The organism is Yoonia sp. R2-816 (assembly GCF_046762905.1).
Taxonomy (GTDB): domain Bacteria; phylum Pseudomonadota; class Alphaproteobacteria; order Rhodobacterales; family Rhodobacteraceae; genus Yoonia.
The window spans coordinates 56,759-82,000 of the sequence record NZ_JBKQXN010000329.1; the positions used below are offsets into that span (position 1 = coordinate 56,759).

Genomic DNA, 25,242 nt, shown 5'->3' on the forward strand with positions numbered 1-25,242 from the left:
AATGGCTGACCCGATACTCTGGACTATTATCCTGAATTACAAGACTCCCGATATGACCCTGCAGTCGGCTGAGGCCGCGCTGCGCGAAATGAAGGGAATCGACGGGCAGATCATCATCGTGGACAACGATTCACAGGATGGATCGTTTGAAGCGCTAGAGGCTGGCGTGAAGGAACGTGGTTGGGACCGGGTCCGCGTTGTGCAGTCCGGCCACAATGGTGGTTTTGGTGCTGGCAACAATTATGGCATTCAGGCGGGGCTGCGTGATGGTCCGCCGCCTGACTATGTTTATATCCTGAATTCAGATGCCTTCCCGGATGACGGGGCGATCAGGATCCTGTTGGACTATCTTCAGGCCAATCCAAAGACCGGGTTTGCAGGTAGCAACATCCACGGCCCCGATGGCGACTGGCATTGCACGATCTTCCGCTTTCCGTCGATCTGGAGCGAGTTGGAAGGTGCTGCCAAAACCGGCCCGATCACTAAACTCCTGCGCCGCCATGTCATCCCGCAACCTTTGCCGGATGGTCCGACAGTTGTGGATTGGGCGGCTGGGGCCAGCATGATGATGCGGTATGAGACGCTGGCCGAGATCGGTTTGTTTGATGAGACATTCTTTCTCTATTTCGAGGAGACCGATTTGTGCCGCCGTGCGAAGCTTGCGGGCTGGCCCATGGTCTATCTGCCTGACAGTAAGGTGACCCATATCGGGTCAGTCTCAACAGGTATGAAGACTTGGGCGCGCAAGCCCGGCTACTGGTTTGACTCGCGCCTGCATTACTTCATCAAGAACCATGGTCGCGCCTATGCGGCAGCGGCAACTGTTGCGCATGTTGCCGGCGGGCTGATCTGGCGTCTGCGATGCCTGATCCAGCGCAAGCAGGTTGGTGAAGAGGCACGGTTTCTTCGCGATCTGATGGTGCATGATATCCGCGCTGCGGTGCGGAGCGCAAAACTCAACGCAACTGACGCTGCGATCCAAAATACCCCCCTTGTCCACTCGGGGCAGTCATGAGTCTTAAGAGTATCTCCCGGCAAGGGACCACATGCATTGGAGCCACCCATGAGTAGCTTTTCCTGTATTCTGATCGGCAATGAATCCCTTTTGACCCATTGCGGCCAGATGTTGTTGGACAAGGGTCACCGGATTGAGACGGTTGTGACGCGGGATGATGACGTGCGAAGCTGGGCTGTCGAAAAGGGGATCAACACGACCCATCCCGGCGCTGGGTTGGCCGGGCGGTTGGCCCCGTGTGATTGGGTATTGAGCATCGCGAACCTGTCGCTGGTCCCTGATGATGTTCTTGCGTTGGCTGGGAAAGGGGCCGTCAATTTCCACGATGGGCCGTTGCCTCGCTACGCTGGCTTGAATACGCCGGTCTGGGCGATTTTGAATGGTGAAACACAGCACGGTATCACCTGGCACATGATTGACGGCGGCGTTGATGAAGGCGCGATTATTGATCAACGTATGTTTGACCTTGCCCCCGACGAGACCGCACTAACCCTGAACGCAAAATGCTTTGCTGCTGCAATTGACGGATTTGGTGCAGTCATTGCCCAGCTTGAAACGGGTCGTCCCGAAGGGCGGGAGCAGGACCTGGCGGCGCGTCAGCTGTTCGCGCGTGCGGATCGTCCTGCGGCGGCTGGGGTGCTTGATTTTGCCAAAGATGCGGACGCCCTGTTGCGGTTGATCCGCGGGCTGGATCATGGGCACTATTGGAATCCGCTGACGGCCCCGAAGATACTGTTTGATGATCGGGTTATGCTGGTTGGCGGGGCAGAGATTACCGATTTGTCTGCTGCTGCACCCGGAACGGTTCTGGATGTCACAGAAGACGGCGTGGTGGTTGCGACCGGCTCTGAGCCAATTCGCCTCCTGGTGCTAAGGGATATTTACGGTCAAGATGTTGCATCGGCGGACCTGCCCGGCAAAGGCGATAGGTTGTCGCCTCTTGATGCGGATATGGCAGAGCGACTGACCGCCGTAATGGCACAGATCGCCCCAGGCGAGTTACGGTGGCGTAGGGTTATGAAATCGTCGGTGCCTGTGCCGCTGGCGGAGGTCACCGATAGTGCGGCGGTTGAAGTGAAACAGCGCGCGTTGGATGTCTCGCTGTCGCAGGAGCAACTGATCGCTGCGTTCTATGGTCTTTTCGCGCGGCTTAATCCAGAGGATAGAGTTTTTCTGGCTCTACATGCGGCAGATCTGGTGTCGGATACCGGATTGTTCAGCCGCTGGGTGCCGCTGGCTCTGGACGTGCCGGCTGGCGCGACATTCTCTGATATTGTTTCGAAGGTTGTGGCGGAAGTCTCGTTTGCGAAAAAGCATCCGTCTTTCGCGCTCGATCTTATTGCGCGTGATCCGGATCTTTCCGACCTCCCGCAGCCACAGGTCGGCGTGTCGCTGGGATCAGCCGATTTGGTTGATGGCACTGCCATAACGCTGGCTTTTGCCCAAGATGATCAGGCACCTGCATTGGTTTATGACAGTGCCCGTCTGGCAGATGAGGCGATGGATCGTCTTGTTGACAGGCTGTCTTGCATCGCGTCGGCATGTTCCGATGACGCGGTTATCGCTGAGCTGACGATCATGCCACACACTGAACGCGATCTGGTTTTGTATGGCTGGAACCGCACGGAAACGGATTATGATCAGGGCGCGACCCTACATAGTATGTTTGAGCAACAAGTCGCACGCACGCCAGATGTCGTAGCGCTTGTCTTTGAAGATGAGACCTACACTTATGCTGCTTTGAATGCGGCTGCGAACCGTGTCGCCCATGTTCTGCGCGAGAGCGGCGTGAGCCCCGGCACGCTTGTCGGACTTTATACGAACCGCTCTGCCGATATGTTGATTGGTGCCCTTGGAATTCTCAAGGCGGGTGGTGCTTATGTTCCGATGGATCCCGCCTTTCCGGCTGATCGGATCGCCTATTACATCGAAGACAGCGGTGCATCGGTCATCGTAACGCAATCGGAATTGGCTGCTGCGCTTCCCGCGCACAACGCACAGGTCTTGGCGCTGGATACCGATCCGCGCATATCGGACAGTCCCGATGCCAATCCCGATACACCGATGGATTCGTCTGATCTGGCCTATGTGATCTACACCTCGGGTTCTACCGGTAAGCCGAAGGGCGTCATGGTGGAGCATCGCAATGTGGCCAATTTCTTTACCGGCATGGATGATCGGATCAACCACGACGCGGGCGGTGTCTGGCTGGCAGTGACCAGCCTGTCCTTCGATATCTCGGTGTTGGAGCTGTTCTATACTCTGGCGCGTGGTTTCAAGCTGGTCATCAGCGGTGATGAAAGCCCCGCGTTGGTGTCTGGCGGCGCCGGACCAGTCGCGGTCAGCGCGCAGAATATGGATTTCAGCCTGTATTACTGGGGCAACAATGATGCGGTCAGCGCCGACCGGTATGAGCTGTTGTTGGAAGGTGCAAAATTCGCCGATGCCAACGGGTTTTGCGCCGTCTGGACGCCCGAGCGTCACTTTCACGCCTTTGGTGGCTCTTACCCCAATCCAGCGGTGACTGGTGCGGCGGTGGCCTCTGTCACAAAGAATCTAGCGGTCCGGGCAGGTAGCATCGTCGCACCGCTGCACCATCCGGCGCGAATTGCCGAAGAATGGGCGGTTATTGATAATCTGACGGGTGGTCGGGTTGGTCTGGCAATGGCGTCAGGCTGGCAGCCTGATGACTTTGTCCTGCGCCCTGAAAATACGCCGCCGGACAACAAGCCGGCATTGGCGGATTCTATCGACAAGGTGCGCAGGCTCTGGGCCGGTGAAGAGGTCGCGTTCCCGCGCAAGGACGGGAAAATGCACAGCGTGGTGACGCAGCCGCGCCCGCTGTCCAAGAAAATCCCGATGTGGGTGACGACGGCAGGTAACCCTGCCACATGGGCACAGGCCGGTGAAGTGGGCGCCAATGTACTGACGCATCTTTTGGGTCAAAGCATTGACGAGGTCGCTGAGAAGATCACGGTTTATCATGATGCGCTGCGCAAGGCAGGCCATGATCCGAAAGACCACAAGGTCACGCTGATGCTGCATACTTTCCTGGCTGATGACCGTGAAAAGGCCCGCGAAATCGCGCGCGAACCGATGAAAGACTATCTGCGCGCGGCGGCGGGTTTGATTAAGCAATATGCCTGGGCTTTCCCCGCTTTCAAGAAACCGGAAGGTGCAGCCAACCCCATGGAGATCGACCTGGGGTCGTTGGAACCGGATGAATTGGAAGCGATCCTCGATTTTGCCTTCTTGCGGTATTTTGAGGATTCCGGCCTGTTTGGCACCGTTGAGGATGGCGTGGAGCGTGTTGAAGCCCTCAAGAAAATCGGCGTCGACGAGGTGGCTTGTCTGATCGAGTATGGGATCGAAAAGCAAACCGTTCTTGACGGTCTGCGGCCGCTGGCCGAGGTGCTGCGCCGTGTGAATGGCCCAGTTGCAGAGGTTGATCCGCAGGACTTTTCAATCGCGGCGCAGATCAGACGCCATGGCGTGACCCATCTGCAGTGCACACCCAGCATGGCCCGAATGATCTGCATGAATGAAGATGCCAGTCAGGCGTTGGGTACCGTCAAGCATCTGATGATCGGTGGTGAGGCCCTGTCAGGTTCTTTGGTCGCGGATTTGGCGACGTTCACGGATGCCAGCATTGAGAACATGTATGGGCCAACCGAAACGACCATTTGGTCGACAACACAAACCGCCGGTCCTGATGAAGGGATCGTGAATATCGGCCGTCCCATTGCGAATACTCAGGTCTATGTCCTTGATGACGGAGGTCAGCCGGTGCCGGTTGGCGTGCCGGGTGAACTATATGTTGGCGGCGCTGGTGTGACCCGTGGGTACTGGCAGCGGCCCGAGTTAACCGCCGAGCGGTTTTTGCCCGACCCGTTTGTAAAGAGTGGTCAGGTAAACCCCCGGATGTACCGCACCGGCGATCTGGTGCGTTGGAGGCCCGATGGTCGGCTGGATTACATTGGTCGGACCGATCATCAGGTCAAACTTCGTGGTTATCGGATCGAACTGGGTGAGATTGAAGCAAAGCTGGAGGCGGCACCAAACGTGACCCAAGCGGTCGTGATGACCCGCGAAGACACCCCCGGAGACGTCAGATTGGTGGCGTATATGACCACATCAGGCAGTGTTGCCAATACAGATCTGCGTGAAAGGCTGGCGGTGGATTTGCCGAATTACATGATCCCTGCTCATTTTGTTACGCTGCCCAGGTTTCCTCTGACACCAAATAAGAAGGTGGATCGAAAAGCGTTGCCGGCGCCGGCAAAACCTGCGGCCGCGCCAAGGCCATCGCCGGTCGCGACCAAGACCGTAGTTTCGTCTGATGTGACCGGCGGGATCTCGGAAATCTGGTCACGGATCCTTGGAGTGTCGCAGATTGGGCCTGACGACAACTTCTTTGCGCTGGGGGGCCATTCCCTGCTCGCGGTACAGGCACATCGCGAAATGCGTGACCAGTTGGGCCTGACGAGCCTGTCCATCACGGACATCTTCCGGTTTCCGACCCTGTCGGGTCTGGGCAAGCATCTGGGCGTGACGTCGGAAACCAAGCCCGCGGTGCAAGCATCGGTGGTTGCGGACCGCGCGCAGTCACGCGCTGATGCCATGGCCCGCCGCCGCAACATGCGGGCCAACCGAACCAGATGAATGCCGGGTTAGGGTCTGACCCCATGTTGGCCGATCTGCAGGTGGTGATGCGGGGTCTGTTCCCCGCGTCGATGGGTGTGGGCGTGACAGATCCTACCGCTGAACAACCGGATTTGATGGCCGCCGAGATGGCTGCAACAGAAGGTATGGTGCCAAAGCGATTGCGCGAGTTCAGCGCTGGGCGGTATGCGGCACGGCTGGCGATGAAGGCAATAGGTCAGTCTGTGCGACCGATTCTTATGGGCGCAGATCGGGCCCCCATTTGGCCAGTAGGACTGCGCGGTAGCATTGCACATTGCGATTCCGCCTGTGTTGCGGTTGTGACTTTGAGTGACGAAACTGTCGGTGTTGATATCGAGCCTGATCTGCCGTTGGAGGCTGATCTGATCGAGGTGATAACGACTGTGGATGAACGGGAACGACTGCAAGCCCGCCCAATTGCTGAAAGAGGTTTATTGGCGCGCAAGCTATTTTGCGCCAAGGAGGCTGTCTACAAGGCGCAATACCCGATCAGCAAGGAAATGTTTGATTTTCATACATTAAATATCAGACTTTCCGCGTCGATGGGCGAGTTTCAGGCTGTTTTCTCACGCAATGTCGGTCCGTTCCGCGCGGATCAAATGGTGCATGGCCAATTTGGTGCTGCCGCTGGTTTTATGCTTGCCGGCGTTATCCTCGAACCGGTGTGATCAACAATAATTCGGTTGTCTCGTCTACATCTAATTAATTCCGTTTCGGCAACAATTTGCCATCAAGCAGGTCATTGGGCGCAAGATGATGGAAATTAACACTCTATTCATGGTTGATTATTACAAACCAATACTATCATCGATCCAAACAGCGCCGATGAGAGGATTGCGGAACAGCTGGCACTTTGGACTGGCGCTTGACACCTACGAAGAGAGAACACTGTCGCATGACACGATTGGACGACACGCAAGAACAGCAGATTGACGCACCCTCGACGGGCGGGTCGATTTTGCTGCAGTCCGTGTTTGCTGGCGTGGTTGCCGGAACGGTTGCAAATGTGATTGCGTTGTATCTGGGTTATTCAATTTGGATTGCACTGCTTTGCCACAGTATCTTTGGCGCACTCGGGATGGGTCTTGTGTTGGTGCTGTTTGCCGGCAGGCCCAAACCGATTGAGCGAAAGGTGTCACCGAAGGCGATGCCCAGGGCGGTTAGCACCGCAAGACACTGACTCTACTTCAATCCTCATGCCACTTGCTTCAGGGTAGTTCTGCGAGCAATTCACCTGCCCGTTTCATTTGCGGCAGGTCTTGACCTTCACCAAGTGTGATCGCCTTTTCCAATGCGTTCCGCGCGTCGCCTGGCCGCTCTAGCGCAAGATAGGTCAACCCGAGGTGATAGTGTGTAAGTGCATCGTCGGGCAGGCCACGCGCGGCGGGTTCGAGATATGTCAGCGCTTCGTCGAAATTGCCCTGCCGGTAGGCAATCCAACCAAGCGTATCCTGAAACTGTGGCACATCCGTTCCCCGCATCCGGGCGGCAATGGCATAGGCCCGTTGGACGCTTTCGTCATCGTCACGTCGTGTCGTGATCATGCTGGCAAGGTTGTTTGCAACGACCAGATTACTGCTGTCATTGGCATACAGATTTTCAAGAATCGCGATGGCACCGTCAAAGTCACCTATTGCTTCCAGCCGCGATGCTTTGACCAGATTGGCCATCATAGCGTCGGGTGCATCCGCCAATACGTCATCCAGAACCGCGTCTGCATCTTCCTGGCGGTCCTGTGCGACCAGCAGACCAAAGAGCCGCCCCAACACCAGTTCATTTTCAGGAAAACTCGCCAATAATTCGCGGTATCCCGCTTCGCCAGCGGCCGGATCGTCCAAGAGAACATGAACATCCGCTTGCAAGAAGCGCAATGTCGGATCTTCAGGTGCTTTTTCCAGCTCTTCACTCAAGAATGCGCGAGCATCATCCACACGACCCGCCCTGATTTGCGCTTCGATAAGTTGTGCTTTTGCGGCCATGCTGGTGCCGCCGTCGGCAATCATCTCTTCGAGGAAAACACGGGTTTCATCGAACCGCCGCTGCCTGTTGAGAAGGGCCAGTTCTGTCCGATCTGCCACGTCTTTGGCAAGGCTGTTATCCATGGCGCGCAATTGCCAGATAATGCGCGTCACCTTGTTCCATTCGCCCTGCCGCAGCTGCAACTCTCCCATCTTTGCCAGGAGTTCGATGTTTTGCGGCGCGACAGAGAGGGCGCTCGATATGACGGCTTCGGCCGCTTCCAACCTATCTTGGCTAAGTAAAAAGTTGGCATGTCTCAGGGATGGTTCGACGCCCTGATTCGAGATTTCGACCGCCAGCGCATAGCGTTCGCCTGCGAGGTCATGATCGCCTGCCCGTTCGTGCGCGGTACCAAGCAAGGTAATCAGGCTGATGTCACGCGGTGCTTCTGCGAGCGCCTGCCTTAGGACAATGATTGCCGCATTGGGATCATCATCCGCAATGGCCCAGCCAGCCTGCATCTTTAACGCATCAATATGCCCGGCATCCTCTGCCAGCACTTCGGTTACATAGGTTTGCGCCTGCGCCGTATTCCCCTGACTTTCCAGCATCTGAGCGAGGAGAATTTTGAAATCGCGAACACTGTCTGATGCCTCATTCTCTGCAATAATGCCTTCCATTTCAGCGACGGCGGCGTCCTGATCACCTTGGGCAAACGCCAGCGTGGCATGTAGGGCGCGGTACGAACTGTTGTCATCTTCGGTTGCAATCAACCGATCCAGTTCCGCGCGTGCGGCTTCCATGCCTTGCGTCTGCCGCAGAAAATCGACCACTGTCAACTTTTCGGTTTCGCTTGCATCGTCGGCAGCGGCAAGTGCGCGCAGATAGGTTTCTGCTGCGGATAGATCGTTCCGGGAAATGTACCACGCGATCAGTTCCTGCTGGACTTGTTCGTTTTCCGGGAATTGTGCCGCCATCTGCTCCAGCGCGGCTTGCGTTTTGGCGGGGTCGCCTGCTTCGCTCAGCAAACCGACACGGATGACATGCAATTCCGGCTGGTTGGGATCGATGTCCAATCCGGCCTCAACAGTTTCCAATGCGCTGTCGATCTCTCCCTGCATGATCGCATGGTCGATGACGATCTTGCGTGCAATGGTGCTGTTCGGATCCCGCGCCAATACGTCGCCTGCCACCTTGGCAGGGACTGCGGCGGGTTCTTCGGTCATGACAGCGTCACGATAGTCAAGCATAGCGTTTACGGTGATGACGCGATCATCCTCGGGGGCGAGGGGGCCGACGGCGCGCCCGTAGGTTTCGGCGTCTTCCCATCCGCTGCTAAGGATTGCGATTTCTGAGAGCGCAACAAGCGCCTCAACATTGTCCGGGTCTGTTTCGATAAGACGGACATATTGGCCATAAGCGTCAGCGATCAGGCCACGTTCGCGCTGCGCGTCGGCATAGGCCAGCCGCGCTTTGGCGTGTCGCGGATTTGCAGCAAACACGTTCCGAAACTCGACGAGCGCGCGATCAACATCACCCGCTTCGAGCAGCGCCAGACCTGACTGGTAATAGCGCTCCGCCCTTTCCTCGGCACTTTCGCAGGCGGCGAGCGCGAAAAACAGCAACACAATCAGCTTAGGCAAGATGCGGGTCATGGATCAGGGCCCATCCTTTGTTCACTCACGCGTCAAGGGCCCAAAATCAAGGATGGTCAGAAAACCAATGCACAAGACGCCATCATTGGACAATGTCCGTTGATGGCGCCGACGTGTCAATTCAGAAGCCGATCAATAACCTGTGCCGCGAACGACAACGCCAGCGGTGGCAGCGATGATTTTGCAATCCGTCGCCAACGACATTTTCTGGTAATAGGCGGTGTCGAAGGACGCCCGTGCAGCAAAGGTGCAGCTGTTCCGGTCTGAAATCTGCCACAGGCCGGTCATTCCCGGACGCATGGCGAAGTAAGCCTTGCCTGGATACAGATCCTTCTGATCCGTCATCATCGGGCGCGGGCCTACCAGGCTCATGTCGCCGGCCAGCACGTTCCAAAGCTGCGGCAATTCGTCAATTGATGTCTTGCGCAGCAACTGACCGATCGCTGTAATCCGCGGATCGTTCTTCAGCTTTTGATGGGCGTGCCATTCTTTTGCCGCTTGAGGATCGGTGGCGAGCAGATCTTTCAACTTCCGCTCGGCGTTCGGCACCATGGTGCGGAACTTCCACATCTTGAATGCACGACCACCGCGGCCAATGCGTTCCTGACTATAAAGAGGCGAATGACCATCGCGGGCCACGATCAGAGCGATGACCAACAGGATCGGCAGCAGGAATGGAAGCGATAGCACGATAAACACCGTGTCCAACGCACGCTTCACGACGTCTTTGTAGATTGGCGACGGCTTTGTCCGAAAAATGCCATATTTCGCAACAAATGCTAGGTTGTCGCTCCCGCTTCGACGGGCAGTTGATTCATTAAACATCTAAAAATCTCTCATAAAAAAACAGAACGTCATGGCAAAATGGCCATTACTCACAGGTTACATCAGTTACTCAACACTTCAACTCAGGCTTTCCCTACTCAGCCTGGGAGCCTGTAATCGGCTCAATGCTTCATTAATGAAAAATTAACAGAGTTGGAATGGCCTCAGCAAGGAAATTTGTCACAATCGACAGAATTTCAACTGAGGCGTGAGTCATCTGCCCATCATTGGTTCAGTGGGGCGGCAAATGCTGTTGGTTTCCATACATTGGCTATATTTTAGCCACAATTCGAACTTGTTGGCCCGATTCGCCTTGCATTGCAGGTGCTTCGCGATGCCAAATCAGCGCCACAATCCTCTGCTTCATTCATATCCTGTCCTTTTCGACATGTGGGACGGCGAAAGACCTGCCAATCTGCCGTAGTCGATGTAAGTGGCCAGATACCAATTACTTTGCCATGCATTGCGACATCCGTTAACAGCACATCGGATCAAAGAAACCTGAGCCTTTAGACTGCAACAGACATCATGAACAACGCCTTTGCACCATATACGGAGTTCTTTGGCCTGTCTGAGCGACCATTCTCGCTCTTGCCGGATCCAGACTTCATATATTGGACGGACGATCACAAGCGGGCCTACACCATGCTTGAATATGGTGTCATGACCCATGCCCCGATCACCCTGATCACAGGTGAGGTTGGCGCGGGCAAGACGACGCTGATGCAACACCTGCTGAATAATCTCGACGATGATCTGACGATCGGTCTGGTGTCCAATGCTCATGGTGATCGTGGTGAGCTTTTGCGTTGGGTGCTGATGGCGCTGGCGCAACCGGCTGATCCGGAAGCCAACTACGTCGATCTGTTTACGCAATTCCAGAAGTATCTGATCGCTGAATATGCAGCCGGTCGACGGGTAATGTTGATCTTTGACGAAGCGCAAAACATGAGCCGCGAGTCGCTTGAAGAGTTGCGCATGTTCACGAACATCAACGCAAACAAGGACGAGTTACTGCAATTGATCCTGATCGGCCAGCCGGAACTACGCGATATCATCCGCCGCCCGGACATGAAGCAGTTCGCGCAGCGGGTCGCGGCCAGTTTTCATCTGAAGCATATGGATCAAAAGACCGTTTATTCTTATATTGTCCATCGTATTGAACGTGTGGGTGGCAAACAGCACATGTTCAACAAGGATGCGGCCAAGCTTGTCCACGAGGCGACCAATGGAATTCCGCGCCTGGTAAATCAGCTTTGCGATCTGTCGATGTTATATGCATGTATCGCACAGCGCGAGATCGTTGGCCCTGAACATGTAAAGGCCGTTCTGGCTGATGGTGCGTTCTTTGCGCCGGGGTCAGGCGATGAAAGGGGTGACGCAGAATTATGATTGCGGATATCAAGTTTTACATTTCGCTTTTCCTAAGGCGCTTTCATTATTTTTTGTTAGTTTTCATCATCTTCGCGACAACCGGTGCGGTGCTGGCCTATACTTTGCCGCCTGTTTATCGTGCTCAGGCACGGCTGTTGGTCGAATCCCCGCAAATCCCCGACGACCTGGCACCGTCGACTGTGCGCGCCGGTGCCGCTGAGCTACTGCGTGTCATCGAGCAGCGCCTGCTGACCCGCGCCAACCTTCTGGATATCGCGCGTCGCTTTGATGTTTATCCTGATGCATCCACCATGAGCGCTGATGAAATTGTCAACGATATGCGGTCCCGTATCGGTTTCAGCCTGCCGCGTGACGGACAAACCACGGGATTGGTTTTCGTGTCATTCGAGGCACCATCGGCAGAAACATCGTCAGAGGTTACAAATGATCTGCTGACCCAGATTCTGCAGCAAAATGTCGAATTGCGGACCACTGTGTCGGGTCAGACGCTGGATTTCTTCCAACAGGAAGTCAGCCGTCTGGATGCTGAGCTCGCGCAGCAGGATGCGCGCATCCTTCAGTTCAAGCTGGAGCACCGCGATGCGTTACCGGAAAGCCTGGACTATCGTCGCACCCGTCTATCGGCCTTGCAGGAACGGGTCTTGCAGATTGATCGCGAGTTCGCGGCCCTCTCGGACAGACGCACCCGACTGGCAGAACTATTCGAGCAGACAGGACGGCTTGACCTCAATGAAGCCAGCCTGCCGCCTGAACAGCGCCAGTTGCGGGCGTTGCAGGATGAGCTGGCATCTGCGCTGGTCATTTATTCGCCGACCAATCCGCGTGTGCGGTCGTTGCAGGCCCGTGTCGCCGCGCTCGAAGAGATCGTGAAAGAGCAAATTGCCGGGACGACAGGTCGCCAGACTGAGCTGTTGACAGCCTATGATCTGCAGATTTCCGACATTGATGGGCAGATCAGCTTTCTGGCCGAACAAAAGACGTTGGTTGAGGCCGAGATGGAAGTGTTGATTGCCACCATCAACGCAACGCCAGAGAACGCCATCACATTGGGTACTTTGGAGCGCAACTATGAAAACATCCAGATGCAGTTCAATCAGGCCACAGAGGCGTTGAGCGAAGCACGCACCGGTGACCGGATTGAGGCGATGTCAAAAGGGCAACGCATTGTGGTGATTGAACAGGCTACAGTCCCAAGCGGACCGTTTAAGCCCAATAGAAAACTGATTCTGGCTGGTGGTGCCGCCGGTGGTATGGCTGCAGGCGTTGGTCTGATCTTTTTGCTGGAGCTTCTGAACCGCGCAATCCGCCGCCCCGTTGAATTGACAAATTCGCTGGGTATCAAGCCGTTTGCGACGTTGCCCTACATGATGACCGGCGGACAGAAAGCAACACGCACACTGATCATCGTGCTGATCTTGCTGGTTGTCGGTCTGGGTGTGCCCGCTGGCCTGTTCTTTGTGCATACGAATGTCATGCCGATCGATATCATTGTCGATAAAGTGCGCGGCGTAGTGGGAATTTAGTGATGGATCATATTCGTACCGCGATCGAACAGGCCCGTAAGGAGCGCGAACTTAACAAGCAGAAACGCGACAATCCGTTCACCGCCCCGCTACAGTTGTCACCTGATGAGGCGAAGTTCGCGCTGGAGCAGTTGTGGCAGAAGTTGCCGGACCACGACATCAATCCCAAGCGGCTGACCCGCAATCGTGTCATGACATATGCGGCTAATGCGGCGGCGACACCTTTTGACGTGATGCGCACCAACCTGCTGCATGAGATGCGCAGCAACAAATGGCGGCGGGTCGCCATCACATCGCCTGGCAGCAAATGCGGAAAGACAACGATCAGTCTGAATCTCGCTTTTAGCCTCGCCCGTCAGCGTGACATTCGTGTGATGGTGATCGAATTGGATATGCGTCGCCCGGCTATCGCCAGGATATTGGGCATGCGTCACAACACCAATTTTGCGTCGGTTCTTGCAGTGCAAACCAAGGTTGATGACAGCATTCAACGGGTCGGTGACAATCTGGCTTTTGCCGTACCGCAAAGCTCGAACCAAAGCCCGGCGGAGTTGCTGCAGAGCGTTCATGCGGCCCATGTGATTGATGCGATCGAACAACGCTATCAGCCTGATATCATGATCTTTGATATGCCGCCGATGCTGGTTGCCGACGATACGATTGCCTTTACGGATCAGATTGACTGTATGCTGCTTGTCGGCGCAGCCGAGACGACGACGATGGATGAAATCCACCGATGCAAACAGGATCTGGAAGCGCGGACCAATCTGCTGGGTGTCGTGTTAAACAAGTGCCGCTATGTTGATACAGCGGAAAGCTATGGCACCTACTGACTCCGGTCGGTTCGCAAGTTCAGTATGCAGGCTGTGAGGATCATCAATGGCCCGGCCATTTCCATGATCCAGTTCACCCGTATGTTCTGAAACCGCATGTTGATTAGCTGATCCATGTGGTGAAAGCCCACCGCTCTTACGGCCACGAATGCCAACACAACTGTTAATCCAATCAGCGCTAGTCCGGTCCGACGCATGGTACCGCGAAGGATCGTCAAGGTTATGATTGCCAGCAGCGACATCAAAGCCAACAAAACGATGATGAAGCCCACCTGAACAACCCGTCGCGAGCCGTACCAACCTTGCAACTGGGCCATACAACGGGCGCTCGCGGTCAGTAATGACTGAAGGTCCAGCTGCTTGTTGATTGCCAACAAAATCATGATCAAGCCAAGCGCGCGCCAAAAGAACCGCTCGCGACCCGCCGACGGATAGGGGAAGCGGCCACTGCTCGCCGTTCGAAATGCCGCCAGTCCTGTCAGTACGTAAACTGCGACAATGACCCAACCCATGATACCGGGGTCACCAATGCCGACCTGCCATGTGCGATGCGCGCAGTTCCAGATTGTCGTCAGCACCTTCATTCCCTCTGATGAATGGACCCTCGCAGCTTACCGAGCTGAGACCGTTGCGCAAACTGTGGTTGGCGATGAGGATAGCCTGTCATTGGCTCGAGAGACCGGGGCCAGATCAGCACATCACGACATTCTTTGTTGCAAATGGTAGCGTTTTTTGTGCCACTGCGGTATGATGGACGCGGTTATCTCATTTATGCAATTTCAGTAGTCCTTACCAAGTTTCATGTCGCAGACACCTACAATCTCGCAACCATTTGGACGGGTCGCCCCCCTGTTTACTTGGGGTATGTTCTGGCTTTTCGTCATGACGATCGGCGCCGGCATTTTTTTTGATGAGGGTATTCAAGAGCTGCTGACCGCGTGGCAGTTGCCGGAATATAGTCATGGCCCGCTGATCCCGATCTTGTCGGCGCTTTTGTTCCTGCGCCAGCTAAAGTCCGTACCTGTCGATACGTCTATGCAACTGGATCGTCGACCGGGCATTGTTCTTTTGGTATTCGCGCTGCTCTTGGCGCTTGCGGGCAAGCTGATCGGGATTGGGGATTTTGTCACATACGGTCTTATCCTTTGGGTTGGCGCGCTTTTGCTGATCAGTTTTGGTTGGAAACAGGGCAAGCATTTCTGGCCACCCGTCCTGCATCTGGTTTACATGCTGCCTTTGCCTGGCGCGCTCTACTACGGCGTTTCGACGTATCTGCAGGGCGTTTCATCAGAGCTTGGCGTGTATTTCCTTAAGCTGCTGCAAGTGCCTGTCTTCCTTGAAGGCAACATCATCGACCTTGGGGTTTACAAACTTCACGTCGCCGAAGCCTGCTCTGGGTTACGCTACCTTTTTCCGATCCTGAGCTTTTCCTATATCTTCGCGGTCCTTTACCGGGGTCCCACATGGCATAAGGTGGTTCTGCTGATATCGGCGGCGCCGATCACGATCTTCATGAATGCGGTACGCATCGCGATTGCCGGCGTCATCGTCAACAGCTACGGCGTCGCGCATCTGGAGGGGTTTTCGCACTTCTTCGAAGGCTGGGTGATCTTCGTGGCCTGCATTCTGCTTCTGTTTCTTTTGGCGTGGGGTATGTTGTTCTTGCGTCGGGACAAGATGCGGCTGACCGATGCACTTGATCTGGATACACGCGGCTTGGGTGAGCAGTTCATGCGTCTGCAGTATCTGCAGCCATCGCGGGCATTTGTCGGCAGTGCAATTCTCGTCGTGTTGATGGCTATCACCTGGCAGGCCTTGCCCAAGCGGGACATCGTAACTGTGTCACGAACGCCATTTGCACTATTTCCAACCGAGATCGGGCCGTGGCAAGCCGGATCACAGCGTGCGTTGGCCCCAACCATCGAGCAGATCCTCGCGGCCGATGATTACTACTCGGCCACATTGACCCATCCTGATCGGGCAGATCAGGTCGAGCTTTTCATCGCTTGGTATGCGAACCAGAACAAAGGTGGCGTTCATTCGCCAGAGGTTTGCCTGCCCGGCGCGGGGTGGGAGATTGCGGCACTTAGTCAGGTCGATGCACCCTTCGCCAGCGATACGCCTTTCACCTTGAACCGGGCGATCATCCAAAAGGATGCGAGCCGGATGCTGGTCTACTACTGGTTCGAACAGCAAGGCCAGCGGACGGCCTCGACCTTGACCGCCAAGATGCAACTTTTGCAGGGCAAAATCACCAATGGTCGCAACGACAGTGCGATTGTGCGACTGATCACGCCCATTGACGGCCCAAGCGGTATGCCAGCGGCCGAGGCACGGCTAAACGAAGCAAGCCAAAATCTACTTAGCCAATTGCCAAGGTTCATACCTGACGTGTAAAATTAGATATTGAAAGCCAGAGGCGGGCCTGACGGCTCCGAATCCGAGCCAAAAACCTTTTGAGTGGAAGTTACTATGACCAAACCTGTTTATGCCATTGATCCTGAAACCCTGCTGATTTCATCCGCAGCAGCGCGTGAAGCGGCTGCGCCGGCTGCCGAGGCCTACCAATCACAAGAACCTTATGCGCATGGGTCGTTCGACAACTTTCTGCCTCCCGAAGTTCTTGAGCGGGTCAAGGAAGAGTTGAAAGAGCTTCCCGAAGCCGAAAGCAGCTTCAACCGTGCGCAGGAAAAGCTGAAAACCAGCTATATCCCCGAGCGTCTGCCGCCCTATACCCGCAGTCTGTTCTATGCGCTGAACTCCAGACCGTTCATCGCGTTTCTTGAGGAACTGACAGGCATCGATGGCCTGATCCCTGATCCCTATTTCATCGGTGCGGGCATTCATGTGGTCGCAAACGGTGGCCATCTGGATATCCACGCCGACTTTAACCACCACGGCAAGATGAACCTGGAACGCCGTTTGAACGTCCTCATCTACCTCAACAAGGATTGGAAGGAAGAATGGGGTGGTTCATTTGAGGTGTGGGACAAGAATATGAACGGCAAAGTCAAAAGCTTTGTTCCGTTGTTCAACCGCATGGTGTGTTTCAACACTTCTTCAGATTCTTGGCATGGAAACCCCGAGACGGTGAACCATCCCGAAGGCGAGCCGCGTATGTCGATTGCGCTTTATTACTATACGGCGTCCTGGGACGAGACTCGCAAGTCACACAGCACTTTGTTCAAGCCTCGTCCGGGGACAGCCGACCAGCGCGACAAGCTGGAAGCGCGGCATGCGACGATGCGTAACCTGCTGCCGCCTTTCCTCTACCGCCGCTTGGCGCCGCGGTTGCGCCGACTTGGTATCTGATCAGGTCTGGGGTAGTCCGGCCTTGGGATAGTTTTGCACGACCTCCCAAACGACGGTTTGCATTAGCTCGGCGGCCTCTGCTGATGGAGCGGTCGCATCGCTGCCGTCCGCGCGCTTGAGGGCATAGGGGAGCCCGACAGGTGACGTTTGATACAACACTGCGTAGTGGGTGAGCGCCACAAGATAGGCCCCAAGATCGTTGAAGTGAATCTGGTCGCTGAACAGGTCAGATCGTCCGCCAATTCCGTCTACGCCGCCCCGGGCCTCGACCTCGCGCACGAATTTTGCCATGACCTGCCCGGCGGGGATCACCGTGATCGGTCGCGGATCATCCATGCGTGACACCGCCGGGCGCAGCACGCCATCCTCCCAATAACGGGTCAGATCCCGATCAAGCCGTTCAAGCCAGCCATCCGGATCGTCAAGCGGGTGCCAGCTTTCGTACAGATAGACGCGGACCGATGAGTCGGCGTCCCAACCGGCCTTTGCCCAAAGATGCAGGTATGTCGGCGCGTCGTGGTATTTGATCGCGTCTCTTATCTCGACCATTTCGGTCAAGATGATCGCATCATAGTCGCCTGACGTGACAGCCTGTTTTGCGTCGCGATATCTGGGATGATCATTTTCAGCATCAAAGCCGTTGATCTGTTCGTCCGGTTCCCAATGCGCCTTAAGCGGTGTGCCCCAGCCAAGCTGGCTTTCGTATTGATGCCCGTCGCCAGCCAGCTGCGCCAGCATGGCAGGCATATCCCGCCCCACCAGGCTATGCCCCAAATGAAATACACGTTGTGGGCCATCGGGAACAGGCTGCGGCGATGCATAGAGCGCATCAAAGCTGGCCTGATCCATGGGGCGTGAGAAACCGAAACGGAATGCTGCCGCCAGAGCTGCGGCGGCCAAAAGAAAAATGACGAAAACTCTTCCACGTTGTAAGCGCAATGCGTCGCTCCTTCCCTTGAAATGCAGATAAACTCGCTTGCCAACATCATATAGTGTGCGGTTGCTGAAAGGCATCGTCATTGTTTCGCCGAGAGATACGTCAAAAGGGGCGCCTTAGCTTGGGTGTCATAGGACATTTGTTGCGGTTGCGGCGACACTGTCTGCCCGACGCTGGATTCAGACGATTTACAGCAGAAACAATATCGACCATCTGTCTCCATTGACTCCCCTCAGGCAAGAGATTTGACCTCATCTCAGACAACAAACCGCTGCAATTTGGATGCCCCGAATCGCCATCATTGCATAGCAAATGCAGAAATATGCTTTGTGTCATTGACCTTAGGGTAAAGTAATCGGCACAGGGCGCTTTGCCATATTTTCGCCACAAATGACCGCGCGCGCTTTAGTTCCATTGTACTAAAAATGGAAACAAAAATTGTCCCTTGCCCCGAGGTCACGGGTGATTGTCGCTTACTCCGGTTTGACCGGTCGGCAAAATGTCGCCCGAAAGACTGCCCACCATACACCGTTGTTGAACGAAAATGGGTCGACCCATATCACCCCTAGGCCGACACGGATTCGGCCTGAATATAACGACCCTGAAGAAGACCAAAATGACCCGGAAAACATATAATTTTCAATGCTTTGTGCATAAATCGGCGCAAGGTAGTTGGCGCCGGTGGAGTATGGGTCTGAGTGCCGCCGGGTCGTCAATGGCAGCGATTTTTCCAAGAACCGTTAGTCATTTTTTCAGAAACAGTAGGATATGCCGTCGGAAACAATCTGCCCGATTGTTTGGACACAGTTTTACCACAACAGGGCCTTTCGCAAGCCGCCGCGCATGCTGAGTATTGCGTGGTACCTAAACACTCACACCACACCGAGTTGCCTCTTTTCCTAGTGACCCCACCCAAAGGAAGAAAGAATGAGCAGAGTTTACGACCCCAGGTTTGATGTTCCGATTTTCGGAACCGGCTTCTACGCAGAGTATTACGCTTTGCCGAACACCGTCACAAACCTGAGCGCGATCGATTTCGACGCCCCCCCCGTCATGGTGGGCACTGTCAGCTCCCTGGACAACTACGCGTTGGAAAGCAGCTTTTGGGATGGTGGGCCCGAAGATCTGTTCGCCGCGCGTTACACAAGCGAGCTGAATGTTGAAACCGGCGGATCGCACACGTTTTACCTGAACTCCGATGATGGTTCGGCGCTCTATATCGACGGTGAACCGGTCATTGATAACGATGGATTGCATGCGGCCGAGCTGCAGCAGGTTACTGTCGATCTGACAACAGGTGTTCATGATATCGAGGTGCGCTATTTCGAGGCGTTTGGCGCTCAGACGCTGCAGCTCTATTGGCAGACGCCCAACAATCCTTGGGACCCCGTTCCAGTCGATTCCAATGTGCTGACCTATCGCAACGAAGTTGCGGACGATGCTGGCGATAGCCCTGATACACCTTCGGGCGATACCGATCAGCCTGACGTCATGCCTTTGGATAACCCCGGGCTGCTGGTGGATTTCTTTGTTGTCAACAAACGCGCAAAGGATCTGTCGCGGGTAGATTTTGACGGCACGCCGACCAAAACCGAGACGATTGATGCTGTTCAGTTTGGCGACGGTAGTGGCCTGCTGTGGGATGATGGTTGGGCAAAATCGTTCGCCGCCCGAATGACCGGAAATCTGCATGTCGACAATGCGGGAAGTTACACGTTTTATCTGACAGCGGATGATAACGCCACGTTGTACATCGATGGCCAGCCGATCATCGGTATGGAGTGGCTGCACACGAAGACCTCTGAGGCGATTACCGTCAATCTGGATGCGGGTGTGCATGACATTGAGCTGCGCTACGTCGAAAAGCGCGGCTCGCAAAACTTGGTGCTTGAATGGCGCGGGCCGGACAGCAATGGCATTCGGTCTGTTATTGATGGCGACAACCTGAGCCACGGCGAAGTTGTTGACGGCGGCGGTATGGACACCGGTGGAGACACTGGCGGAGATACCGGCGGCGACACTGGCGGTGATACCGGTGGCGACACTGGTGGGGATACTGGCGGTGGCATGGACCACGGCGGCGACCATGGCGGAGACACTGGCGGTGATACCGGTGGGGATACTGGCGGCGACACCGGTGGTGATACAGGCGGTGGCATGGACCACGGCGGCGACCATGGCGGAGATACCGGCGGCGACACTGGCGGTGATACCGGTGGCGACACTGGTGGTGATACAGGCGGTGACACTGGTGGTGATACAGGCGGTGACACCGGTGGCGATACTGGCGGTGGCGTGGACCACGGCGGCGACCATGGTGGAGATACCGGCGGCGACACTGGCGGTGATACCGGTGGCGACACTGGTGGTGATACCGGAGGTGACACAGGTGGGGATACCGGCGGTGGCATGGACCAAGGTGGAGATACTGGCGGCGATACCGGCGGTGATACCGGAGGTGACACTGGTGGCGATACCGGCGGTGGCATGGATCACGGTGGCGACCATGGCGGTGGTCACGGAGGCGATGTTGATCTGCCTACGACACCTGCAGAGATTGAAGCTTTTGTTGCGGCTGTTCGGGCCGAGCCAGATGGTCACGCCCATGGTGATGATGCTGGCATGGCGATGGAGCACTCTCAGCTTCTCGACCTCGTCCCGCGTTCGGAGGCCACACATATCGCTATTTCGAATGGCGACTGGTTTGATGCAAGCACATGGTATCAAGGCAACATACCCGATGCCGGTGCCCAGGTTCTGATCCCGAAGGGGGTTTCGGTCACTTATGACGGCGAGAGTGAGGAATCGCTCTTTACTGTCCGCGTCGACGGTGAGCTTGCCTTTGCGACCGATACCGACACCAAGATGGTTGTGGACACCTTTGTTGTCTCAACATCTGGCCGGCTTGAAATCGGCACAGCTGACAATCCGATTGATGCAAACGTCAATGCGGAGATTGTGATTGCCAATAACGGTGACATCGACGTCAGCTGGGATCCATCATTGTTGTCGCGTGGTGTCATTTCGCATGGCGAAGTCGAAATCCACGGTGCGCAGAAGGACTCATTCCTCAAAGTCGATGATGCACCAATGGCGGGCGACACATCGCTGAGCCTTGCCGAGATTCCTGACGGCTGGCAGGTGGGCGATACGATTGTGATCACCGGTACGCATAAGACCGGTTGGACCAATACGGCTGCCGGTCATATCGAAAGCCAGGATGAAGAGGTAACTATTACGGCGATCAACGGCACCGAAATCAGCTTTGATCGTGCGCTTCAGTACAACCACGACACCCCGCGCGATGACTTGTCGGCCTATGTGTCAAACATGAGCCGTAATATCACAGTGTCGAGTGAAGATGGCGATGCATCGGCCGTACATCATCGCGGTCATGTCATGTTCATGCACAGCGATGACGTCGATGTCCGTTATGCCGCGTTCGACGATCTGGGTCGGACCGACAAATCCATCGCCGCGTTTGATGGCAGCTCTGCGGGATCGCTTGATGCGGACAGCAATGTGAAAGGTCGGTATTCCTTCCACTTCCACAAGACCGGGACCGACGATCAGGACGATCCGGCGATGGCTGTTGGTAACGCCGTCAGCGGCGGCCCAGGCTGGGGTTTTGTACACCACTCCAGCAATGCCAACTTCACCGACAACGTTGCGTTTGACGTCTTTGGTGCGGGTTTTGCGGCAGAGAGCGGTGACGAAACCGGTGTTTGGGTTCGCAATATGGCGATCAAATCCGAAGGTATCGGTTTTGGTGATTGGACGGCGAAAAACCAGACAGATGTGGATCGGCTTGATACAGGCCGGACCGGCGATGGCTTCTTCTTTGCTGGCCGGCTTGTCGAAGCAGCCGAGAACGTGGCCGTCAACACAACGAACGGGTTTGTCTGGATGCACCGCAATGCACTGGATGCGCCAACGGCGGGTCTGGATCAGCCAGAAATCGGCTATGGCTTCGATACCATGCCCACCAATCTGACGCCAATCCAGGGTTTCCGCGACAACGAAGTATTTGGTGCCCACACTGGCTTGATGGTGATCAAGGACAACGCTGCACAGCAGCAGCATGAACTACGCTCAGTGTTTGATGGTTTCCTGGCATGGGAAACTGCCGAAGGTGTGAACATCAGCTACACAGCACACTACACGATGCTCGACTTTGACCTGCTGGCGCCGCGTGTCGACCAGCCGGGCGTCGGGAGCATCGGTGTGAACTTCGGTGCGATGGCCTTTGACATGGTCTTTAACGGGATCAAGATGGAAGGCTTCGACTATGGCGCCTATCTCGATCAGGAATTCTTCCGTCCGGTGGCGGATGCTGACGTTGATCACATCTTCATCGATCTTGAGATGGACAACATCAATCAGGAGTTTGTTGGGTTCAACGCCAACAGGCATCACATCCTGACGTCTGCTGATTTGGAGCCGGGTCGGATTGGCTTTACTCATAACGGTGATACCAGCCTGTCCGATGGCGAAGCCTTTGATCTGGGCGGTATCAAGACTGACTCGATCGGCACCCGCAATCGGGAGTATGATGGTGATCCGCTGGCGTTGGAGTTCTATGCGCAGATTGCACAGATCATCACGACCGAAGGGTACTATCGAACAGAAGATGGCCGGAACGTAGTAGTTGTCGAGGATTTCATTGCGGATCGCGCCACAGGTGAGATCACGAAATTCGCTCACATCGTCACAATCGAAATGACAGAAGCGCAGTTGCAGAACAACTGGATGCTGAACAACTACTATACCGGTGCCAAGTTTGCCGGTACGATTTCGCTGGATGGGGTCGCACCGACTGCTGTGGATGACACAGCGTCCGGACGCAGCGGTGAAAGTGTGTATATAGACGCAATCGCCAATGACTTTGATCAAGACGGTGACGCATTGCGTGTCGATGGTTTCCTCGATGCGGAATACGGCGAGGTCTACATGCAGGAGGACGGCCGTCTGTTGTACCGGTCAGACGTTGGTTTCACCGGGACGGACAGTTTCCGTTACTGGGCAACCGATGACGATGGCAACTTTACACCTGCAACTGTCACCATCGACGTGTGGTAAATGAAAGACTGCATGATACCCAGTGTCTTGGGTATCATGCAAACGCAGGTCCACTTTGGCCATAAGGCCAAGTGTTCTTGACGATCATAGTATTGAGAGTTCTTGGTGGCGTTTTCGGTATCTCGTCATGGTCGGGGTGCAACAGAGAGTTCCGCGGCACAATGATCAGATGGGCGACGCTTTTCGAGTTTTTGTAAGTCTTTGTCTTTAATACAGAAACCCCTCTCGCTCATGCTCGTGAAAGGGGTCAATCGGCCTGACCAAACCTCTGATTCAACCAAATAAGAACATATTCTCGCCAATATACGATTTCAGATTGCCGCGGAGTTCGATGAGTCTTGTTGATCGAGCTAGAGAGAAACACTTGGATAGCCACATATGTCACTATTACAGAATAAAATTGCGCTTTCACTATGCCTTGCGGTGCTACCATCTACTCTTTTGGCCGATCAGGTAACGGTGTCCAGCCCGGATGGATCAATCACCATCTCGGGCGAATTGCTTTCGTTCGATGACAACGTCCTGGTCCTGAATACAGAATTGGGTGAGCTTCGCCTGGCACGACAGGCCACCATCTGTGAAGGTGCGGCCTGCCCGCAGTCTTCGGTCAACCTGGATATGCAGGTTCTGGTCAACGAACCCGACACTGCGATGCTGCTGCGTCGCTTGGTTGACGGTTTTGCGCAAGAGCAGAATCTTGTTGGTCTGGCCTTCCCGGATGCGCAAGGCAACATCGCGCGCGTAGAAATTCGAGACAATGCGCGGTCGACAATCGAAGGGACCGTCAACGTTTCGATTCAGCCGGGCGTTTCTGCATTTCAGCAATTGATCGCCGGCAATGTCGATATGGACATCACAACCAATGCCGTGCCCGCGAATGTTGCGGAGCAGGCCATCGCGTCCGGACAGGTTGATCCGCGTGATCCCAGCCGCGAGCGGGTTCTGGCCCTTGATGCGCTTGTTCCCGTTGTTCATCCAAGCAACCCGGTGCGATCTGTGTCGCTTGAGGAACTTGCCCAGATCGCGGCAGGCCGTATCACGAACTGGTCGGAGATTGGCGGTGAGAACGCCCCAATCCGGATGCTTCTGCCGGCGGTCGACTCTTCGTTGGATGCGGCATTCTCAGAGCTGGTACTTGACCCCAACCGCGTTCGACTGCGCCGCAGTGCCGAACGGGCCGAAAGTGAAAGTCAGGCAGCAGCCGCAGTGGCTTCGGATGTCAATGCTATCACCATCACCAGCCTTTCCGGCAATGGCGACGCGGAAATCCTGCCAATCCGGCTGTCATGTGGTCCTTTGGCCTATGCAAGTGACTTCGCCATCAAGGCTGAGGAGTACCCATTGGGTCAGCGTGTCTACGCTTACACCGATGCAAACCTGCCATCCTCGCAAGCCAGCTTCCTTGATTTTGCGGCATCTGACGACGCTAAATCATTGGTTAATGAGGCTGGTTATGTTGACCTGTCCATCGAACCGCAGCCAATCAGTTTGCAAGGTACCCGCATGACTTCCGCGATCTTGTCTGCGGGGACGGGCGGCACGCTTGGCCTGGTACAAAGCTTTGCACAGGATTTGGCGACGGCGGATCGTTTGTCGACAACTTTCCGTTTCACATCCGGGTCCGCGCGCCTTGACAACAAGTCGCAGGGCGATGTGGAGCGTATGGTACAGTTCCTTAACAGCGACGAAGCGAGAAACCGGGATATCCTTGTTATCGGGTTCACCGATGATGTTGGTCGCTTTGACTTGAACGAGCGTCTGGCCTTGCTGCGGGCGACCAGTGTTCGCGACGCTCTGGTCGGCGCGCTGGGTGGTGATGCCCTTGCAGGTCGCATGTCTGTATCGACGTATGGCCCGCTGGCACCTGTCGGCTGCAACGACACGGCAGACGGTCGCGAAAGTAACCGCCGTGTTGAGATTTGGCTGCGTTAACAGGTCGAAATCGACAGAGATGCAGCCAATTGATGAACAGAACAATGCGTTCGCGAAAGTCGGCGGAGAGACCCCGCCAAGAGTTAGGAAAAAG

Annotated in this window: 15 protein-coding genes; 11 read left to right on the plus strand and 4 right to left on the minus strand. The window is 55.5% G+C overall.

Annotation, left to right across the window (positions count from 1 at the left end):
* Position 1: 1 nt before the first annotated feature.
* The 4 genes from ACFWW2_RS24125 (at position 2) to ACFWW2_RS24140 (ending at position 6,878) form a co-directional block, all read left to right on the plus strand.
* Positions 2 to 1,015, plus strand: a complete 1,014-nt coding sequence (locus ACFWW2_RS24125; RefSeq protein WP_393932726.1) for a glycosyltransferase family 2 protein — start codon at positions 2 to 4, stop codon at positions 1,013 to 1,015.
* A 48-nt stretch (positions 1,016 to 1,063) separates the two neighbouring features.
* On the plus strand, positions 1,064 to 5,677 hold the full coding sequence (locus ACFWW2_RS24130) for a MupA/Atu3671 family FMN-dependent luciferase-like monooxygenase (RefSeq protein WP_393932728.1): 4,614 nt from the start codon (positions 1,064 to 1,066) through the stop codon (positions 5,675 to 5,677).
* 26 nt (positions 5,678 to 5,703) lie between these two features.
* A complete protein-coding gene (locus ACFWW2_RS24135; protein ID WP_393932730.1) occupies positions 5,704 to 6,366 on the plus strand; it encodes a 4'-phosphopantetheinyl transferase in 663 nt (220 codons plus the stop codon).
* A 227-nt stretch (positions 6,367 to 6,593) separates the two neighbouring features.
* The gene (locus ACFWW2_RS24140) at positions 6,594 to 6,878 is read left to right on the plus strand and encodes a hypothetical protein (RefSeq protein WP_393932732.1); all 285 of its coding nucleotides are present in this window, start codon (positions 6,594 to 6,596) and stop codon (positions 6,876 to 6,878) included.
* Between the two features lie 28 nt (positions 6,879 to 6,906).
* Here ACFWW2_RS24140 and ACFWW2_RS24145 read toward each other — a convergent pair whose 3' ends face one another.
* Both ACFWW2_RS24145 and ACFWW2_RS24150 read right to left on the minus strand, forming a co-directional pair.
* Positions 6,907 to 9,312, minus strand: a complete 2,406-nt coding sequence (locus tag ACFWW2_RS24145) for a tetratricopeptide repeat protein (protein ID WP_393932734.1) — start codon at positions 9,310 to 9,312, stop codon at positions 6,907 to 6,909.
* Positions 9,313 to 9,444: 132 nt separating this feature from the next.
* Positions 9,445 to 10,137 carry a sugar transferase gene (locus ACFWW2_RS24150; RefSeq protein WP_393932736.1) on the minus strand — a complete coding sequence of 231 codons (693 nt, stop codon included), beginning with the start codon at positions 10,135 to 10,137 and terminating at the stop codon, positions 9,445 to 9,447.
* A 528-nt stretch (positions 10,138 to 10,665) separates the two neighbouring features.
* Between ACFWW2_RS24150 and ACFWW2_RS24155 the strand changes: the two genes are divergently transcribed.
* Genes ACFWW2_RS24155 through ACFWW2_RS24165 form a run of 3 tightly spaced genes read left to right on the plus strand, consistent with a single transcriptional unit; the run spans position 10,666 to position 13,888 of the window.
* On the plus strand, positions 10,666 to 11,529 hold the full coding sequence (locus tag ACFWW2_RS24155; protein WP_393932738.1) for an ExeA family protein: 864 nt from the start codon (positions 10,666 to 10,668) through the stop codon (positions 11,527 to 11,529).
* A 53-nt stretch (positions 11,530 to 11,582) separates the two neighbouring features.
* Positions 11,583 to 13,055, plus strand: a complete 1,473-nt coding sequence (locus ACFWW2_RS24160) for a GumC family protein (protein ID WP_393932740.1) — start codon at positions 11,583 to 11,585, stop codon at positions 13,053 to 13,055.
* 2 nt (positions 13,056 to 13,057) lie between these two features.
* Entirely contained in the window at positions 13,058 to 13,888 is an 831-nt protein-coding gene (locus tag ACFWW2_RS24165) for a CpsD/CapB family tyrosine-protein kinase (RefSeq protein ID WP_393932742.1), read from the plus strand.
* Here ACFWW2_RS24165 and ACFWW2_RS24170 read toward each other — a convergent pair.
* Positions 13,882 to 14,400, minus strand: a complete 519-nt coding sequence (locus tag ACFWW2_RS24170; RefSeq protein ID WP_393932744.1) for an isopropylmalate isomerase — start codon at positions 14,398 to 14,400, stop codon at positions 13,882 to 13,884. The genes ACFWW2_RS24165 and ACFWW2_RS24170 overlap by 7 nt on opposite strands.
* Before the next feature lie 289 nt (positions 14,401 to 14,689).
* On the opposite strand from ACFWW2_RS24170, the gene xrtD reads away from it, so the two are divergent.
* Positions 14,690 to 16,285 (plus strand): VPLPA-CTERM-specific exosortase XrtD, encoded by a 1,596-nt coding sequence (xrtD, locus tag ACFWW2_RS24175; protein ID WP_393932746.1) that lies wholly within the window; start codon positions 14,690 to 14,692, stop codon positions 16,283 to 16,285.
* A 75-nt stretch (positions 16,286 to 16,360) separates the two neighbouring features.
* A complete protein-coding gene (locus ACFWW2_RS24180; RefSeq protein ID WP_393932748.1) occupies positions 16,361 to 17,200 on the plus strand; it encodes a 2OG-Fe(II) oxygenase in 840 nt (279 codons plus the stop codon).
* Here the strand turns inward: ACFWW2_RS24180 and ACFWW2_RS24185 are convergent, their stop codons facing one another.
* Complete coding sequence (locus ACFWW2_RS24185) at positions 17,201 to 18,139, minus strand: hypothetical protein (protein ID WP_393932750.1); 939 nt, start codon at positions 18,137 to 18,139, stop codon at positions 17,201 to 17,203.
* A gap of 925 nt (positions 18,140 to 19,064) precedes the next feature.
* Here ACFWW2_RS24185 and ACFWW2_RS24190 point away from each other — a divergent pair.
* A complete protein-coding gene (locus ACFWW2_RS24190) occupies positions 19,065 to 23,216 on the plus strand; it encodes a PA14 domain-containing protein (protein ID WP_393932752.1) in 4,152 nt (1,383 codons plus the stop codon).
* 423 nt (positions 23,217 to 23,639) lie between these two features.
* Complete coding sequence (locus ACFWW2_RS24195) at positions 23,640 to 25,148, plus strand: phosphate ABC transporter substrate-binding/OmpA family protein (protein ID WP_393932754.1); 1,509 nt, start codon at positions 23,640 to 23,642, stop codon at positions 25,146 to 25,148.
* Positions 25,149 to 25,242 lie beyond the last annotated feature (94 nt).